This is a genomic window from Methylobacterium sp. Leaf456 (assembly GCF_001425465.1).
Taxonomy (GTDB): domain Bacteria; phylum Pseudomonadota; class Alphaproteobacteria; order Rhizobiales; family Beijerinckiaceae; genus Methylobacterium.
This window is the reverse complement of sequence record NZ_LMQV01000005.1, coordinates 146035-162008: the sequence shown is the minus strand read 5'-3', so window position 1 is coordinate 162008 and position 15974 is coordinate 146035. Positions and strand designations below refer to the sequence as shown.

17 protein-coding genes and 2 pseudogenes are annotated in these 15974 nt (G+C 66.8%); 11 read left to right on the top strand and 8 right to left on the bottom strand.

What is annotated here, in order from left to right:
* Positions 1 to 152 precede the first annotated feature (152 nt).
* Entirely contained in the window at positions 153 to 431 is a 279-nt protein-coding gene (locus tag ASG52_RS28615) for a YjiS-like domain-containing protein (protein WP_082552403.1), read from the bottom strand.
* A 269-nt stretch (positions 432 to 700) separates the two neighbouring features.
* Here ASG52_RS28615 and ASG52_RS06895 point away from each other — a divergent pair, with 269 nt between their 5' ends.
* Entirely contained in the window at positions 701 to 907 is a 207-nt protein-coding gene (locus ASG52_RS06895) for a hypothetical protein (RefSeq protein ID WP_056240847.1), read from the top strand.
* 355 nt (positions 908 to 1262) lie between these two features.
* Here the strand turns inward: ASG52_RS06895 and ASG52_RS06890 are convergent, their stop codons facing one another.
* Both ASG52_RS06890 and ASG52_RS06885 read right to left on the bottom strand, forming a co-directional pair.
* Positions 1263 to 2042, bottom strand: coding sequence for a 2-keto-4-pentenoate hydratase (locus tag ASG52_RS06890; RefSeq protein ID WP_056240845.1), 780 nt, complete (start codon positions 2040 to 2042; stop codon positions 1263 to 1265).
* A 59-nt stretch (positions 2043 to 2101) separates the two neighbouring features.
* Positions 2102 to 2812 carry a GntR family transcriptional regulator gene (locus tag ASG52_RS06885; protein ID WP_286158967.1) on the bottom strand — a complete coding sequence of 237 codons (711 nt, stop codon included), beginning with the start codon at positions 2810 to 2812 and terminating at the stop codon, positions 2102 to 2104.
* Positions 2813 to 2966: 154 nt separating this feature from the next.
* Here ASG52_RS06885 and ASG52_RS06880 point away from each other — a divergent pair, with 154 nt between their 5' ends.
* The 5 genes and pseudogenes from ASG52_RS06880 to ASG52_RS06860 all read left to right on the top strand — a co-directional run.
* Entirely contained in the window at positions 2967 to 4265 is a 1299-nt protein-coding gene (locus ASG52_RS06880; protein WP_056240840.1) for an MFS transporter, read from the top strand.
* 40 nt (positions 4266 to 4305) lie between these two features.
* On the top strand, positions 4306 to 5382 hold the full coding sequence (locus ASG52_RS06875) for a tartrate dehydrogenase (RefSeq protein ID WP_056240837.1): 1077 nt from the start codon (positions 4306 to 4308) through the stop codon (positions 5380 to 5382).
* Between the two features lie 10 nt (positions 5383 to 5392).
* Positions 5393 to 6652, top strand: coding sequence for a glycerate kinase type-2 family protein (locus ASG52_RS06870; protein ID WP_056240834.1), 1260 nt, complete (start codon positions 5393 to 5395; stop codon positions 6650 to 6652).
* A 60-nt stretch (positions 6653 to 6712) separates the two neighbouring features.
* On the top strand, positions 6713 to 8125 hold the full coding sequence (gene pyk, locus ASG52_RS06865) for a pyruvate kinase (protein WP_056240831.1): 1413 nt from the start codon (positions 6713 to 6715) through the stop codon (positions 8123 to 8125).
* A 74-nt stretch (positions 8126 to 8199) separates the two neighbouring features.
* A pseudogene (locus ASG52_RS06860) lies at positions 8200 to 8765 on the top strand (phosphopyruvate hydratase family protein); the annotation flags it as partial.
* On the opposite strand, the pseudogene ASG52_RS26960 reads toward ASG52_RS06860, so the two are convergent.
* The 5 genes and pseudogenes from ASG52_RS26960 to ASG52_RS06840 all read right to left on the bottom strand — a co-directional run.
* A pseudogene (locus tag ASG52_RS26960) lies at positions 8759 to 8914 on the bottom strand (IS5-like element ISMpo5 family transposase); the annotation flags it as partial. The pseudogenes ASG52_RS06860 and ASG52_RS26960 overlap by 7 nt on opposite strands.
* 451 nt (positions 8915 to 9365) lie before the next feature.
* Positions 9366 to 10004 (bottom strand): VOC family protein, encoded by a 639-nt coding sequence (locus tag ASG52_RS06855; RefSeq protein WP_056240829.1) that lies wholly within the window; start codon positions 10002 to 10004, stop codon positions 9366 to 9368.
* On the bottom strand, positions 10001 to 10915 hold the full coding sequence (locus tag ASG52_RS06850; protein ID WP_056240826.1) for an SMP-30/gluconolactonase/LRE family protein: 915 nt from the start codon (positions 10913 to 10915) through the stop codon (positions 10001 to 10003). Before ASG52_RS06850 ends, ASG52_RS06855 begins: the two co-directional genes overlap by 4 nt.
* 4 nt (positions 10916 to 10919) lie before the next feature.
* Complete coding sequence (locus ASG52_RS06845) at positions 10920 to 11372, bottom strand: cupin domain-containing protein (RefSeq protein WP_056240823.1); 453 nt, start codon at positions 11370 to 11372, stop codon at positions 10920 to 10922.
* A complete protein-coding gene (locus ASG52_RS06840; RefSeq protein WP_056240822.1) occupies positions 11369 to 11851 on the bottom strand; it encodes a DoxX family membrane protein in 483 nt (160 codons plus the stop codon). Before ASG52_RS06840 ends, ASG52_RS06845 begins: the two co-directional genes overlap by 4 nt.
* A gap of 145 nt (positions 11852 to 11996) precedes the next feature.
* Between ASG52_RS06840 and ASG52_RS06835 the strand changes: the two genes are divergently transcribed.
* From ASG52_RS06835 to ASG52_RS06815, 5 genes are all read left to right on the top strand, one after another.
* Positions 11997 to 13577: a GMC oxidoreductase gene (locus ASG52_RS06835; protein WP_056240818.1), complete on the top strand. Its 1581-nt coding sequence runs from the start codon at positions 11997 to 11999 to the stop codon at positions 13575 to 13577.
* Positions 13578 to 13746: 169 nt separating this feature from the next.
* Positions 13747 to 14016: a hypothetical protein gene (locus tag ASG52_RS06830; protein WP_056240814.1), complete on the top strand. Its 270-nt coding sequence runs from the start codon at positions 13747 to 13749 to the stop codon at positions 14014 to 14016.
* A gap of 41 nt (positions 14017 to 14057) precedes the next feature.
* Entirely contained in the window at positions 14058 to 14891 is an 834-nt protein-coding gene (locus ASG52_RS06825) for an IS5 family transposase (protein ID WP_056240811.1), read from the top strand.
* 57 nt (positions 14892 to 14948) lie between these two features.
* The gene (locus ASG52_RS06820; RefSeq protein ID WP_156383820.1) at positions 14949 to 15227 is read left to right on the top strand and encodes a hypothetical protein; all 279 of its coding nucleotides are present in this window, start codon (positions 14949 to 14951) and stop codon (positions 15225 to 15227) included.
* A gap of 63 nt (positions 15228 to 15290) precedes the next feature.
* Positions 15291 to 15965: a calcium-binding protein gene (locus tag ASG52_RS06815; RefSeq protein ID WP_056240806.1), complete on the top strand. Its 675-nt coding sequence runs from the start codon at positions 15291 to 15293 to the stop codon at positions 15963 to 15965.
* Positions 15966 to 15974 lie beyond the last annotated feature (9 nt).

Here is a 15974-nt window from a genome sequence, read left to right as displayed (position 1 = left end):
TAGGATCCCATCCTCAGGCTGTCCGCCGTGGCCGCCTGATCATCCTCGGACCCTCCCGAGGACCGGGGCTCCTACACCACGTCACGGGACACGACCTCGCCTCCGCGAAGGAAAGCAGGCACTCGCTCGATCGGCACGTCTGCCGCCGGGTTTCAACCGCGCGCCCGCTCCGCAATCTCCCAGCGGGCGATGCCGATATCCTCGAGTTGCGCATTGCTGAGCTTGGAGAGCCGCCCGATCGTCTCGCGATAGATCTTGCGTTCGCGGCGCTGCCGGCGGACCTGGGTAATGAAGCGAGAGACGCTCATGAGGGGCACTCGAATGTCGCAGGCGCGGATGCGTTCACGCCAGTTTTTGTTGCGGTGCAATATAATCGAATGCGCCGATCGCCGTAGGCCCGTGCCCGTGCGGCTGGCATGCACGCTCATCATGCAACGCTTAAGCTCTCATCAAGTAACCGATCGTGGCCGCATCGGATCGGGGCAGCCGGGCAACCGTTCCATCGAACGGGTGCGGGCGAGGAATTGCAGCGACGCCGAAGTGACGTCGTTGGGTCGTTCCTCCTGAACCGTGTGGCCGCATGTCGCCACGCACCTTGCGCCCCACCCCCGCTCGCTCCTCACGGCGCGGTCCGCGCGCCGATCGACGCGGCCTACGCGAGCGACCTCACCTCGTCTGGCTCACGGAGGGCGTTCCCAGCGTGGCCCTGCCGGTGTGGAAGGCGTTGCAGAAGCGACTCGTCGAGGTTTTCCATGGCATGGGATCGGATGCCGCCGCCGCCCCGACTGCGAACCTGTGCCTCGTCGGTACGACCACCGGCGGCTTCGACGTTGGCAGCCTGAGCGCTCGGATCAGCCCCGCGAAACCAGAGTGCGTTAACGAGGACCCTCACCGCTTCATGATCTGAGCGCATAGCAGAAGGTCTGCCATGTCAATTGCTGCATCGCAACATGGGGGAGCATGATTGGTCGAAATTGGACGGTGGAGCACACGCATCCGTCCGTGTTCAAGGAGACCAGCAATGGCCGATGTGGCGTTTTCGAAGCCGGCGAAGTCGCAGTCTTTCAAGCTCAGGCTTGCGAAGATGCTCGGTCCGTGGGTTGAGCACTATCAGCGCGTTCTGACGTTCCGCTGAGCATCGGCTTGGGCGCTGTCATACAGAGGCGGAGCCCATTTAAAATCTGACAATCCACAAAGGCCTCGGCCACTCGGCGGATTATGCTCTTCCGTCTTGAAAGGGTGTGAAAACCACACTCATGATTCTATGCGCGAAAACGCAGGGATAGCGTGAGGCTGGCGTCGAGCCAGGATGCCACGATCTGCGCTGACTGGTCGATCTGGAACGGCACCGACTGCGTGCCCGTGGAGATGATGCTGCCGGCGGGGAGGGGCATTCCTCTGCTCTGCGCCAGGGTGATGAAATCAGCGAACGCCGTCTCCGCTGAAATCCTGTCGGCACCCGTCGAAGCCGCCGCAACGGACACGCCGTCCACCCGCACCTCCAACGTCGGTTCGAGCGGCGCCTGATCGGCGACCGGGATCTGCGGTCCGAGCACGAACGCCTCGAACGCCGCATTGTCCGCAGCAAAGCTCGGCCACCCGGCACGCTGACGGTCGCGGAACCGCGAGCGCACCAGCTCAAACGCCGTATGCACCGTCGCAACGGCTGAGAGCGGATCTTCGATCTGGTCATTGGGACCGATCGCGCGGCCCAGCACGTAGGCGATCTCGAACTCCACGATCACCGGGCCGACTGGCGCCAGCTCGACCGGCTGGCCCGCGTCGAACATCCGGTCGGCCAGGATGCGTCCGGCGATCGGCAGACCGAGACCTGTCTCGCGCCTAGCGCGCGGACTTCCGGCACCGAGCTTCCAGCCGACAACCTGTCCAAGCTTCGCGACGAGGCGATCCTGCACGTCGTAGCCCTCGGCGAGCGTGACCGGGCGGATCTCTTCCGGAAGTTCCTCGAGCAGGCGGTGGGCGCGGTACGCGTTCAACAGAACGTCCGCTGCGTCGTCGGGGGCAAAGGTGGAGAGTGCCATATCGAACCGTCAGGACGATGTGCCGGTACACCGGAAGGACCGGCCACATAACGCCTCAGCTATAGATGCTTCAGGCCATAACTGGTGAGCAGCGGCAGCAGCTCATCGCGTGCCCGGATGCGGTGTTGCCTTGCAGCGTCCGAGGCTTCAGCCGAATGGCCGAACCGGATGGACTGAGCGATGCGCCGGTGCTCCTCAACCGAGGCATCCAGCCCTCGGCGCAGGTTGAGCGTCAACATGCGCAGGCGATGCGACTGATCGTTGACGGTCTGGATGATCCGGGACATCCGGCTGTTGCGCGCGCGCTCGATCAGGGCCGTGTGAAAGGCACTGTCGGCATTGCCCCATGCCGGCAGATCGTTGCGCTTCTCGGCGGCGACCATCTCATCGGTCCAGTCATCGAGAACCTTTGCGGTATTGGTACGCTCGGCTTGGGGGAGCGCTGCGATGAGTTCAGCTGCCCGCCCCTCGATCGCGATGACGACATCGTAGATTTCCCGGAGGTCATCCGGCGACAGCGCGACGATGAGGATCCCCTTGCGCGGCAGGACCTCCACAAGGCCGTCCCCCTGTAGGCGAATCACAGCCTCGTGAACCGGGGTGCGACTCATGCCGAGCCGGTTGGCGATCTCCTGCTCGGAAGCCTGATAGCCCGGCGCGAAGGTCGAGTCGCGGATGGCCGTTCGCATCGCCTCGTAGGCGTCGTCGACGAGTGATTTTTTCCGCTCGCCCTCCTCGACGCTGTTTCTCACAGGCCCGACCCGCTTCACTCTACGCCTCCTCCGATACGGCACGCCTATCACCTTCCATACCAGTTGGGGAGCGAGGGTTGACATCGCTTTTGCAGCCTCTTAACGATATTCATGCTTGCATGGAAGATGGCGCTCAAGAATCAATGGAGCGCTCCGGCAACAGGAGGAAACGATGGCTGACTCGCTCGAGCGAGCGACCATGCGCCGGGTCTCGTGGCGCTTGGTACCCTTCATCTGCCTGCTTTACTTCATCGCCTTCATCGATCGCGTGAATATCGGCTTCGCCGCGCTGACGATGAACAAGGATCTTGGCTTCTCCTCAGCCGTATTCGGCTTCGGGGCGGGCGTATTTTTCTTTGGTTATTTTCTGTTCGAGGTGCCGTCGAACATCATCCTCGACAAGGTCGGGGCTCGGCTCTGGATCGCACGGGTGATGATCACCTGGGGGATCATCTCAGGTGCCTTCGCCTTCGTGGAAGGTGAATACAGCTTCTACACTCTGCGCTTCCTGCTCGGCGCAGCGGAAGCTGGCTTCTTTCCCGGCATCATTCTGTACCTGAGCTACTGGTTCCCAACCCGCTACCGCGCAGGCGTCGTCTCGCTGTTCATGGCCGCCGCACCGATCTCTGTGGTGATCGGTTCGCCGCTCTCCAGCGCGCTGCTGGCGATGGATGGGATCTGGGGCCTGCACGGCTGGCAATGGATGTTCATCATCGAAGCCATCCCGGCCGTCATCCTCGGTGTCGTGGTCCTGTTCTACATGACGGACCGGCCCGAGAAGGCGAAGTGGCTGCCCGAAGACCAGCGGAACTGGCTCGTGGCGGAGATGAACGCGGAACACGCCCGCAAGCAGGTGGCCGCCAAGCACGGTATCCTGGCCGGAATGGCCGATCCCCGCGTGTTGGCACTCGCGCTGGTCTACTTCGGCACCTCGGCCGGCCTCTACACGCTGGGCATCTGGGCGCCGCAGATCATCAAGAGCTTCGGCCTGTCGACCATGGCGGTCGGCTTCCTCAACGGCGTACCGCCGACCATCGCGATCGTCGCCATGATCCTGTGGGCGCGCCATTCCGACAAGACCGGCGAGCGCACCTGGCACGTCGTCATCGCCTGCCTCGTCGCCTCGGTCGGCCTGATGCTGGCCGGTGGCGCAACCTCGGCCCTCGCGGTCATCGCCGCGCTGAGCCTCGTCAACGTCGGCATCAGCGCGGCCAAGCCCCCGCTCTGGGCCATGCCGACGATGTTCCTCTCGGGTCAGGCGGCGGCGGTCGGCATCGCCACCATCAACTCGATCGGCAATCTCGGCGGCTTCGTCGGTCCCTGGGCGATCGGCTGGATCAAGGATCAGACCGGGAGCTTCACCGGCGGTCTGGTCTTCGTCGCCGGGCTGCTGGTCCTGTCGGCCGTCGTCACGCTCATCGTCGCCCGATCCGGGAGCCGCACCGAGTCCACCAGCGCCGTTGCGCGCTGATCCTTCCCCCACCCTTCCAGCACCAAGAAAGGCTACCGCCATGAAGACCTACAACATCGCCGCCATCCCCGCCGACGGCATCGGCATCGAGGTCATCGCCGCCGGCATCGAGGTGCTCGACGCCCTCGCCGAGAAGACCGGCAGCTTCAATTTCAAGTTCGATCACTTCGATTGGGGCTCGGACTACTACAAGAAGCATGGCGTGATGATGCCGGCGGACGGTCGCGACAAGATCAAGGATCACGACGCGATCTTCTTCGGTGCCGTCGGCGCGCCGGACGTGCCGGACCACATCACCCTGTGGGGCCTGCGGCTCGCGATCTGCCAGCCGTTCGACCAGTACGCCAACGTCCGCCCCACCCGCATCCTGCCGGGCATCACCAGCCCGCTCCGCCACGTCAGCGGTCCGGAGCTGAATTGGGTGATCGTGCGCGAGAACTCGGAGGGCGAGTATGCCGGCGTCGGCGGCCGGGTCCACCAGGGCCATCCCAACGAGGTCGCCACCGACGTCTCGATGATGACCCGCTCGGGCGTCGACCGCATCATCCGCTACGCCTTCAAGCTGGCCCAGTCCCGTCCGCGCAAGCTCCTGACCGTCGTCACCAAGTCGAACGCGCAACGCCACGCCATGGTGATGTGGGACGAGATCGCCGCCGAGGTGGCGAAGGACTTCCCCGACGTGACCTGGGACAAGATGCTGGTCGACGCCATGACCATGCGCATGACGATGAAGCCGGAGACCCTGGACACCATCGTCGCCACCAACCTGCACGCCGACATCCTCTCGGACCTCGCGGCGGCGCTGGCCGGCTCGCTCGGCATCGCGCCGACCGCCAACATCAACCCGGAGCGCACCTACCCGTCGATGTTCGAGCCGATCCACGGCTCGGCCTTCGACATCACCGGCAAGGGCATCGCCAACCCGGTCGCGACCTTCTGGACCGCCTGCCAGATGCTGGAGCACCTGGGTGAGAAGCCGGCTGCCGACCGTCTGATGCGCGCGGTCGAGCGTGTCACCGCCGACCCGAGCCTGCACACGCCCGACCTCGGCGGCAAGGCGACGACCCGCCAGGTCACAGACGCGGTGATCGCCGCGATCCAGGGCGACAACGAGTAAGGGGGCGAGGGTGACCGAGCCCGGAGATCTCCTGCGGCGGCTGTTCGCAGCCGCCGTGGCGGCGGCCGACCCGGCCGTCAGCCTTGCGCAGCATCTGCCGAGCCCGCCGCCGGGACGCACCATCGTCGTCGGCGCCGGCAAGGCAGCGGCCTCGATGGCTCGGGCCGTCGAAGCAGCTTGGTCGGGAGAACTCTCCGGGCTCGTCGTGACCCGCTACGGACACGGCGCACCGACGTCGCGGATCGAGGTCGTCGAAGCCGCCCATCCCGTGCCGGACGCGGCCGGCGAGGCCGCCGCCCGGCGCATGCTTGACCGGGTCGCCGGCCTCACCGCCGACGACCTCGTCCTCTGCCTGATCTCGGGCGGTGGCTCGTCGCTGCTGTCCCTTCCAGCGGAGGGACTGACGCTGGCCGACAAGCAGGCCGTCAATCGCGGCCTGCTCAAGTCGGGCGCGTCGATCGGTGAGATGAACTGCGTCCGCCGGCATCTCTCCGCGATCAAGGGTGGACGCCTCGCCGCCGCCTGCCATCCGGCGAGGGTCGTGACGCTGCTGATTTCCGACACCCCCGGCGACGATCCGCTCGATATCGCCTCGGGTCCAACGGTCGCCGATCCGACCACCTGTGCCGATGCCCTGACGGTCCTCGACCGCTACAAGGTCGAAATCCCGGACGCGGTGCGTGCGCATTTGCTGAGCGGACGGGGCGAGTCGGTCAAACCCGGCGATCCGCGCCTCGGCACGCCGGACCTGCGGATGGTGGCGACGCCTTTGATGGCACTCCGTGCCGCAGCCGATCTCGCTCAACAGGAAGGTGTGCCGGCGCTGATCCTGGGCGACGCGATCGAGGGTGAGGCCCGTGAGGTCGGCCAGGTCATGGCCGGCATCGCCAGAAGCGTCGCCGCCCACGGACTCCCCCTCGCAAAACCCTGCGTGCTGCTGTCCGGCGGCGAAACCACCGTCACGGTGCGTGGCAGCGGACGCGGTGGCCGCAACGTCGAGTTCCTGCTGGCGCTGGGGGTCGCGCTGGCCGGCCAAGCCGGCATCTATGCCATCGCCGGCGACACGGATGGAGTCGACGGCATCGAGGAGATCGCCGGCGCGGTGCTGACTCCCGACACCCCGATACGGGCCGCAGCGGTCGGTCTGTCCCTGACGACCAGCCTCGACCGCAACGACGGCCACGGCTTCTTCGAGACACTCGGGGATGGCGTCGTCACCGGCCCAACCCTCACCAACGTCAACGACTTCCGCGCGATCCTGATCGTCTGAGCGATCCCGATCACCCGATCCAACCCTTTCAGAGGCGGTCGATTACGGCCGAACCAGCCCATGCGTCGTCACCGCCACGCCAAGATCGTCGCCACGGTCGGCCCGGCATCGAACACGCCCGAGATGCTGCGCACGCTGTTCCTGGCCGGCGTCGACACCTTCCGCCTCAATTTCAGCCACGGCACGCATGACGACCACGCCAAGGTGCACGCCGCGATCCGCGCGCTGGAGCAGGAGGTCGGCAGGCCGATCGGCATCCTGCAGGACCTGCAGGGACCCAAGATCCGCATCGGCACCGTTGCGGGCGGGCGCCTGGAACTGGTGACCGGCGAAACCGTGCGCTTCGTGCGCGAAGGCTCCGACGGCGGAAAGGACGCCATTCCGCTGCATCACCCCGAGATCTTCGCAGCCGTGGTGCCGGGCCAGGAGCTGCTGATCGACGACGGCCGCGTGCGTGTCCGGGTCAGCGGTCTGGGCGCGGGAGCCATCGAGGCGCTCGTCGTCACCGGCGGCCCGATCTCCAACCGCAAGGGCGTCAACCTGCCCGGCACCCTGCTCGACCTATCGCCGCTGACCGAGAAGGACCGGGCCGACCTCGCCTTCGGGCTCGAACTCGGCGTTGACTGGGTGGCGCTCTCCTTCGTGCAGAAGCCCTCCGACATCATCGAGGCCCGCGCGCTGATCGGTGATCGGGCCGGCCTGATGTCGAAGATCGAGAAGCCGCAGGCACTGGAGCGGATCGAGGACATCGTCCGCCTCTCCGATGCCGTGATGGTCGCTCGCGGTGATCTTGGTGTCGAGATTCCGCACGAGGACGTGCCGGGCCGGCAGAAAGAGCTGATCCGCCTGTGCCGGCATCTCGTGAAGCCGGTGATCGTGGCAACCCAGATGCTCGACTCGATGGTCACTGCGCCGGCCCCCACTCGCGCCGAGGCTTCGGACGTGGCGACGGCCGTCTATGACGGTGCCGACGCCGTCATGCTCTCGGCCGAGTCGGCAGCAGGCAAGTATCCGGTCGAAGCGGTCTCGATGATGGACCGCATCATCCGCTCGGTCGAGGGGCACAAGCTCTACTATTCGATCGTGGCAGCTTCCGAACCGGAGACCGAAGAAACGGCCCCGCACGCCGTTGCCACGGCAACGGCAACGCTCGCCGAGGCCGTCCACGCCAGTGCGATCATCACCTACACGGAGAGCGGCACGACCGCTGCAAGGGTTGCCCGCAAGCGGCCTCAACCGCCGATTCTTGCGCTGACGCCGAACCTTGCGACCTCGCGGCGGCTGAGCCTGCTCTGGGGGGCGCACAGTGTTCACACCGAGGACGTCGACTCCTACGAGGAGATGACCGCCAAGGCGGCGCACTACGCGCAGGCGGAAGGGTTTGCAAAGCCGAACGACATCGTGGTGGCCGCCGCCGGCATTCCCTTCCATGCTCCAGGCAACACCAACAACATCCGGCTCATCCAGATCTGAGCGTGATCGCGGGGACCGGTCACGGCCCCCGCGCCGTCGATCGCCCGATCCCGACGGCCTGAAGAGACGGTCCCATGACCGCGATCACCAACATCGCCGCCCGCGGGATTCTCGACAGCCGTGGCAACCTCACCGTCGAGGTCGATGTCCTCTTGGAGGACGGCTCCTTCGGCCGCGCGGCCGTGCCCTCGGGCGCCTCGACCGGCGCGTACGAAGCGGTGGAGCTGCGCGACGGCGACAAGGGTCGCTACAACGGCAAGGGCGTGATCGAGGCGGTGCAGACCGAGATTCTCGATGCCATCGGCGGCATGGACGCCGAGGATCGGGTCGCGGTCGACGAGGCGATGATCGCGCTCGACGGCACCCCCAACAAGGCCGGCTCGGCGCCAACGCCATCCTCGGCGTCTCGCTCGCCGTCGCGAAGGCCGCCGCGGAGACCGCCGGGCTGCCGCTCTACCGCTAGGTCGGCGGCGTCCAGGGCCGTGTCCTGCCGGTGCCGATGATGAATCTCGCCAACGGCGGTGCGCACGCCGATAAACCGATCGACTTCCAGGAATTCACGGTGATGCCGGTCGGCGCCTCCTCGCTGTCCGAGGCGGTGCGGATGGGCGCGGAGATCTTCCACACCCTCAGCCACGGGCAGCCGTTCACCATCTCCCGCAGGTCTGCCGTCAGCGGATCGTAACCGCTCGACAGCGGCGCGACCGTCGCCCATCGAGCATCCGTCCGGTCGCTCGGGTAGCGACCGCCTCGATCCCGATACGTCTTACGATCCGCGTCCGTCCCCATCGGCTTCTCACGAAGCCAACACGCGACTGTGCCGACCGGTCAAGCAGGCTCTAAGCGGCTGAAAAACGGTCGTTTTTCGCGCATTGATCTCGAAAAGGTGGAATGACCGCTCGGGGTGGAAAGCCGTGATTCGAAACGAACAAGCTGAGTGTCAGGACTACACCGTTTCCGGACCTTCTTGTGCAATGGCTTGAATTTTCGATTGATGGTTCACCTGGCGCCGAATAAATATCCAATTTCGATTTATTATAAAATTTGTATTGCCTTGGAATGAAAAAGACGAAATTAAGAAGCTCTATTGCACCGAAAGTGATCAAGATAGCGCAGCATCGCTAATGTCGATCAGCCTATGGCCATCGGGGTCACGGAGGTTGCTCCCTCCGGCCAGGACGATGCGGGTGGCCAGAGGCGAGCCGTCGGCGCAGGGGCTCGGGACCGTGCCCGGCGCGCGTTAGCAAAGAAGCTCTAGATGCGGCGGCACCCCGCCCGGCGGCGTCAGGCCCGTTACCTCGACCACCGGATCGTCGAGCGCATCCAAGCGAGCCTGCTCCGGGCCGCGGTTCAGCCCCCGGCTCGCGACGGAGAAGCCGAGACCGGCATAGAAGGCGACCGCGCGCTCCGTGTCGGCGACCGTGATCGCAGTATGATCGATCCCGAGGAACAGCCCCGGCCGGTCCCGCCAGACCGGCGGCACGGCATTGGGCGGGAAGGCGAGCAGTTCGAGCGGGTGCCCGTCGGGATCGCGGAACTTGAACGCGCTCACGCCGCCCGAGGACGCCGGCAGTCGCTCCGGCCCTGCCCGCGAGATCGGCGTCCAGTCGGGCACCCCGCGCAGATGCGCGTAGGCCGCCTCCATATCGGAGACGACGAGGGCGCAGTGCTGGAACTCCGTGGCGTTGGAGGGCGCGAACTCGGGTCCCCGCTCCGAAGCGGGCGCGAGTTCGATCTTCTGCGTACCGATCGTAACATGCGAGCCGTCGGGAGCAACGCTTGCACTGAAGGCTGCCGCGTAGAAGGCGGCGGTCGCAGCCGGGTGGGGGCAGAGGAGCCGGATCGCGGCAATGCGAAGGGCCGTCCGAGGGGACTTCATTGCCCGGCTCCCGGCAGCTTCGCGCCGCGGCGGTCGAGGAAGATCGAGAACACGCGCTGCGAGGCGGCGATGAACAGGCGGTTCCGGTGCACCCCGCCCCAGGTCAGGTTGGAGACGCGGTAGGGTACTCGCACCTTGCCGAGGAGTTGCCCCTCCGGCGAGAGGCAGTGAACGCCGTCGGCGGCGCTCGACCAGACGTTGCCGTCCTCATCGACCTTCATGCCGTCGCAATAGCCCGGCTCGATCGTGTGGAAGAGGTCGCCGCCCGTCAGCGTGCCGTCCGCGCCGACCGCGAACACGCGGATGTACTGGCGCGGTTCGGGATGGCTCTGGTCGCCGGTCTCGGAGACGTAGAGGCGCCGCTCGTCCGGCGAGAAGGCGAGGCCGTTCGGCCCGTCGAAATCGCCCTCGGCGATGCGGATTCCGCCCGTTGCCGGATCGAAGCGGTAGAGGGCCGGCGGCTGCTCGGAATCCTGCCGGCCGCCCTCGTAGTCGTTGGCGATGCCGTAGAGCGGGTCGGTGAACCAGATCGTGCCGTCGGACTTCACCACGACGTCGTTGGGCGCATTCAGCCGCTTGCCCGCGTGGCGATCGACCAGCCGTGTCACGCGCCCGTCGTGCTCGGTGCGGTAGAGGCAGCGGCCGTGATGCGAGCAGGTGATCAGCCGCCCCTCGCGGTCGCGGGCCTGCCCGTTGCCGTGATCGGAGGGCGCGCGGTAGATCGAGAGGCCCTCTGTCTCGCTCCAGCGTAGGGTGCGGTTACGCGGCAGGTCCTGGAACAGCAGACAGTTCCAGTCGCCCATCCAGACCGGACCTTCGACCCAGCGGAAGCCGGCCGCGATCTCCTCCAGCCCGGCATTGTCGAGCACGTAGCGCCGGAACCGGGGATCGTGGATCTCGAATCCGTCCATCGGCTCACCCGAACCGGCAGGGCGTGGTGCGTTCGCGCTTCGTGTCGAACTGCACCACCATCAGGACGGCGGGCGCGTCGCCGACTGTGCCGGACTTGTGGCCGGTCTTGCCGTCGATCGTACGGCAGCCCTGATCCTCGCCGAACGAGATTTCGCCGGGGCCCATCTCGATCCGGGTGCCGTCCATCGCCTCGACGTACCAGCGCCCGCTCAGGGGGATGATCCATTGCGGCGCCGGGTTCTCGTGCCACGTCCCCTCCCAGCCCACCGGCTGGACGGTAACCATCGTCGTCATGCCGTCATGGTGCTTCACGCCCTGCCATTGCGGCGAGGCCGGCGGCTTCATCGAGGCGAGGTGGAACTCGGTCATCGCGCAGCGGACCTGACGGCTGATGCCGCCCTCGTCGGTGTAGAGGTGCCAGTAGGGCACGCTCGGCTTGTCGCCCTGCTCGCTCATCGACCTGTCTCCGGAATGGCTTGCGCGTAGGGATGCGTCGACCCGAACGGATCGTGCAGGAAGGCTGCGACGCCCTGCGCACTCGGCCCGCCCCAGGCGAGCGCAAGGAAGCCGCCCGCCACGGCGAAGTTCTTGAGGAAATCCCAGAACGTCTCGCGGCCCTCGCTCGGGCCCCGGAGGCGAAAATCGGGTTTGCGCCAGAACGGTTTCCACAGCAGCGCCGTGACCGCGCAATAGCCCGCGAGCACGAAAGCCGCGAAGCGGTCGGCGATGCCGGTGAGGACGCCCAGCGACATCACGACCTCGACGAACAGCCCGGCCAGGATCAGCGCCATCGCGAGCGGTCGCGAACGCGCGGCCTGCCCGGCTTGCCCGACGGCAGCGGAGAAATTCAGAACCTTGTCGAGGGCGCTGAACGGCAGGAACAGCAGCACCAGACAGGCACGTGCCGCGAAGGCGGCGAACACCTCAAGGGTCATCCGGGTCTCCCGGTTTCGTCTTCCGGCTGCCAACGTCACGGGGTCGATGCGGTTCGCGCATGTCTCGCAGAAGTTCGGCGGGGGCACCTGCCTGGAACGGGGGGCGGCGCCGTCCGTTCACGCGTCGGAACGCGGAGCGAGGCGGATGAGCGACGACCGTTACGATGTGATCATCGTTGGCTCGGGGCCGGGCGGCGGCTCGGCGGCGTGGCGCCTCGCCCGTACCGGCAAGCGCGTCCTCGTGATCGAGCGCGGCGACTACCTGCCCCGCGAGCGCGAGAATTGGGACACCGACGCGGTCTTCCGCAAGGCCCGCTACCAAGCAGACGAGACCTGGACCTCGTCGAACGGCGACACGTTCAAGCCTGGCCTGCACTACTTCGTCGGCGGCAATTCGAAGGTCTACGGCGGGGTGCTGTTTCGGCTTCGCGAGAGCGACTTCGAAGCCCAGCGCCACGCCGATGGCATCTCGCCGGAATGGCCGCTGAAGTACGACAGCTTCGCGCCCCATTATCAGGCGGCGGAGGATCTGTTTCAGGTTCACGGCGCCCGCGGCGAGGACCCGACCGAGCCGCCCGCGCCGCTGCCTTACCCGAAGCCCGCGATCAGCCACGAGCCGCGCATCCAGAAGCTCGCCGACGACCTTGCCCGAACCGGCCACCATCCGTTCCATCTGCCGATGGGTGCGTTGATGGAGGAGGACGGCAAGGGCGGGACCCTGCCGCATTCGCCGCTGCTGCGCTGCGACCCGTTCGACGGCTATCCGAGCCTGACCAACGGGAAGGCGGACGCGCAGATCGTCTGCATCGATCCGACGCTGGCCGCCCACCCCAGCGTAACGCTCTTGCGCAACGCCTATGCCGAGCGCCTGCTGACCGATGCGGGCGGCGGCCGGATCACGGGCGTCGAGGTCATGATCGAGGGCAGAAGCCACACGCTCACCGCCGATCTGTTCGTGGTGGCCTGCGGCGCGCTGTCCTCGGCGCTGCTGTTCCTGCGCTCGGGGAACGACGCGCATCCGGACGGGCTCGCCAACCGCTCGGGCCAGGTCGGGCGCAACTACATGCGCCACAACAACACCACCGTGCTGGCGATCTCGAAGGAGCCGAACCCGACGCAGTTCCAGAAGACGCTCGGCCTCAACGACTATTATTACGGCCGCGACCGCAGCCCGCTGAACGAGTGGGAATTTCCTCTCGGTCACATCCAGATGGTCGGCAAGTCGGACGGGATGCAGATCGAGGCGGAGGGGCTGCCGGGTTTCCTGCAATGGCTGCCGACGCGGCCGTTCGACTTCATCGCCCGGCACTCGATCGATTTCTGGCTGACCTCCGAGGATCTGCCACGCCCCGAGAACCGCATCCACTACCGCGACGGCCGGGTGCATCTCGACCTGACGGCGACCAACGCGGAAGCCCAGGCCCGGCTGCGCGAAAAGCTGCGCAGCCTCTGCGACAGCCTCGACATCCATCCCCACCTGTTCGACCGCACGCTCTATCTCGGCAAGGACACGCCGATCGGCGGCACGGCGCACCAAGCCGGCACCCTGCGCTTCGGCCCCGATCCGGCGATGTCCGTGCTCGACCTCGATTGCCGGGCGCACGAGATCGACAACCTCTACGTCACCGACGCGAGCTTCTTCCCATCGATCGGCGCCGTGAACCCGACCCTCACCATCGTCGCCAACGCCCTGCGGGTGGCCGATGGGATCGCGGCGCGGCTTTAGGGCTCATTGAGCCTTTCGGCCTGCCCGATCACGGAGGCGAACTCTCTGCCCATGAACCGGAACGGACGGGGCCGCGATGCTTGAGTCTACTCCCGTGCATGCGCTTCCCGGTGGAACGGTCCGCCGGGGCCGGTCGCTCCGGCACCTCACGTCATGCCTGTGTGCCCTGGTGCTGCTGCCGCTCGGCGGGTGCGGCGTCCTCGATCACGGCATGCTCGGGGCTGCCGGCTCGGTCGCCGATCAGACGCGCAGCCTGTTCCTGCTCTTCTGCGCGATCGTGGTTCTCGTCGCCGCCCCGATGATGCTGACGGCGGGCGGGGCCGGGCTCGTGATGATCTCGCTCGCGGTCGGCGCGTTCTCGACCGGCGGTTGGTCGGGCTACCCGCCCTATACCGGTAAGGCTTTCCAGCCCGGCGTTGGAGCGGATTACTGGATCTAGAGCGTGTTATGAAATAACGGTCTGGTTGTGCGTTGAGGGCGATGCCGCTCGATCGTCCCGCCTACCCGTCCGATGTTTCCGATGAAGAATGGGCGCTGGTGGCGCCCTATCTCGCGCTGCTGCGGGAGGACTCGGCCCAGCGCGACCACGACCTGCGCGCGGTATTCAACGGGCTGCGCTACATCGTGAAGACGGGCGCGCCGTGGCGGTTCATGCCGCACGACCTGCCGCCGTGGGCGGCGGTCTACCAGCAGGCGCAGCGTTGGCTTGCTGCCGACAGTTTCACCGATGTCGTCGGCGACCTGCGTGCGGTGCTGCGGATGGCGGCCGCGCGGGAGCCGGAGCCGTCCGCGGTGATCCTCGACAGCCGGACGCTGCGGTCCTCGCCCGAGAGCGGCGAGCGGGCCGGCTCCGACGGGGGCAAGCGGAAGCGGGGCTCGAAGGGGCATCTGGCGGTGGACACGCCGGGTCATGTCGTGGCGCTGCATGTCGGTCCGGCCGATGTCGATGACCGGGCCGAGGTCGGCCAGCTGGCCGCGGAGGTTCAGGCAGAGACGCAAGACAGCGTCGAGTTGGCCTTTGTCGACCAGGGCTATTCCGGGCCAAAACCCGCAGCGGCCGCGAGCGTACACGGCATCGCGTTGGAGGTGGTGAAGGCGCCCGAGGCCAAGCGCGGGTTTGTGCTGTTGCCACGCCGGTGTGGGTCGTCGATCCTTCGACAAGCTCAGGATGAGGGATCCTTCGCCTGGGCCACCCGCTGTCGGCGACTGGTCAAGGATTACGAACGATACGCCAGCACGTTGGCAGGCCTACATAGGGTCGCCTTCGTCTGCCGCATGCTTAGTCAAGCAGGAAAGCTTATGACGAGTACATAACACGCTCTACGCGGTCGAGAACGGGTCGTGGAGGCCGTGGGCGGCGGACAGGGTACCGTGGTCACGACGATCGGCTATCAGCTGACCGCCCGGCAGGAGATCGAGATCCTGCGCCTTTCCCCCGCCACCGGCATGCAGAACCTCAACCTGCTCGGCAACGAGTTCGGGCAGACGCTGCGCGGCAACGCCGGCAACAACACGCTCGACGGCAAGGGCGGCGCCGACACCCTGGAGGGCGGCGGCGGCAACGACACCTACGCGATCGATCATGCCGGCGACCAGGTGTTCGAGGGCAAGGGCGGCGGCAACGACACGGTGACCGCGGTCACGTCCTAGACGCTCGCCGCTGGCCAGGAGGTCGAGACGATCCAGCTCGCCAAGTCGACCAATACGACCAAGTTGAACCTGACCGGCAACGAGTTCGGGCAGACGCTGCGCGGCAATGCGGGCGCCAACGCCCTCGACGGCAAGGGCGGCGCGGACACCCTGGTCGGCAAGGCCGGGGACGACACCTACATCGTCGACAACGCCCGCGACGTGGTGATCGAGGCCGCGGGCGAGGGCCGCGACACGGTGGTGACGAGCGTCTCCTATGGACTGGCCGCGGGCCAGGAAATCGAGGCGCTTCGTCTGTCCGGTGGGTCGGCCGCGCGCAACCCCGATCTGTCCGGCAACGCGTTCGGACAAGCGCTCGTCGGCAACGACGGCGCCAACGTGTTGGACGGACGCGGCGGCGCCGACGTCCTGACCGGCGGACGCGGGCAGGACGCCTTCCTTTTCTCGACCAAGCTCGGAGCCGACAACGTCGACCGCATCACCGACTTCGCGCCGGTGGACGACACGATCCGCCTGTTGGAGGACGTGTTCACCGCGCTCGATGCCGGCCCGCTCGCGGCCCACGCGTTCAAGAACATCAGCGCGGGCAGCGTCGATGCCGACGACCGCATCCTCTACCGGCAGACGACCGGCGAACTGTTCTACGACGCCGACGGCTCGGGCAAGGGCACGGCGGTGAAGTTCGCCGTGCTCGACAACCACGCCAAGCTGACCCACGACGACTTTTTCGTGGTCTGATCCGACCTC

Coding starts and splice junctions, on each gene's coding strand:
- ASG52_RS06840 (WP_056240822.1), bottom strand. CDS start 11,851: ATGACCCTTGAGGTGTTCGCCGCCTTCGCGGCACGTGCCTGTCTGGTG.
- ASG52_RS06835 (WP_056240818.1), top strand. CDS start 11,997: ATGAGCGACGACCGTTACGATGTGATCATCGTTGGCTCGGGGCCGGGC.
- ASG52_RS06880 (WP_056240840.1), top strand. CDS start 2,967: ATGGCTGACTCGCTCGAGCGAGCGACCATGCGCCGGGTCTCGTGGCGC.
- ASG52_RS06845 (WP_056240823.1), bottom strand. CDS start 11,372: ATGAGCGAGCAGGGCGACAAGCCGAGCGTGCCCTACTGGCACCTCTAC.
- pyk (WP_056240831.1), top strand. CDS start 6,713: ATGCGTCGTCACCGCCACGCCAAGATCGTCGCCACGGTCGGCCCGGCA.
- ASG52_RS06875 (WP_056240837.1), top strand. CDS start 4,306: ATGAAGACCTACAACATCGCCGCCATCCCCGCCGACGGCATCGGCATC.
- ASG52_RS06825 (WP_056240811.1), top strand. CDS start 14,058: ATGCCGCTCGATCGTCCCGCCTACCCGTCCGATGTTTCCGATGAAGAA.
- ASG52_RS28615 (WP_082552403.1), bottom strand. CDS start 431: ATGATGAGCGTGCATGCCAGCCGCACGGGCACGGGCCTACGGCGATCG.
- ASG52_RS06855 (WP_056240829.1), bottom strand. CDS start 10,004: ATGAAGTCCCCTCGGACGGCCCTTCGCATTGCCGCGATCCGGCTCCTC.
- ASG52_RS06890 (WP_056240845.1), bottom strand. CDS start 2,042: ATGGCACTCTCCACCTTTGCCCCCGACGACGCAGCGGACGTTCTGTTG.
- ASG52_RS06850 (WP_056240826.1), bottom strand. CDS start 10,915: ATGGACGGATTCGAGATCCACGATCCCCGGTTCCGGCGCTACGTGCTC.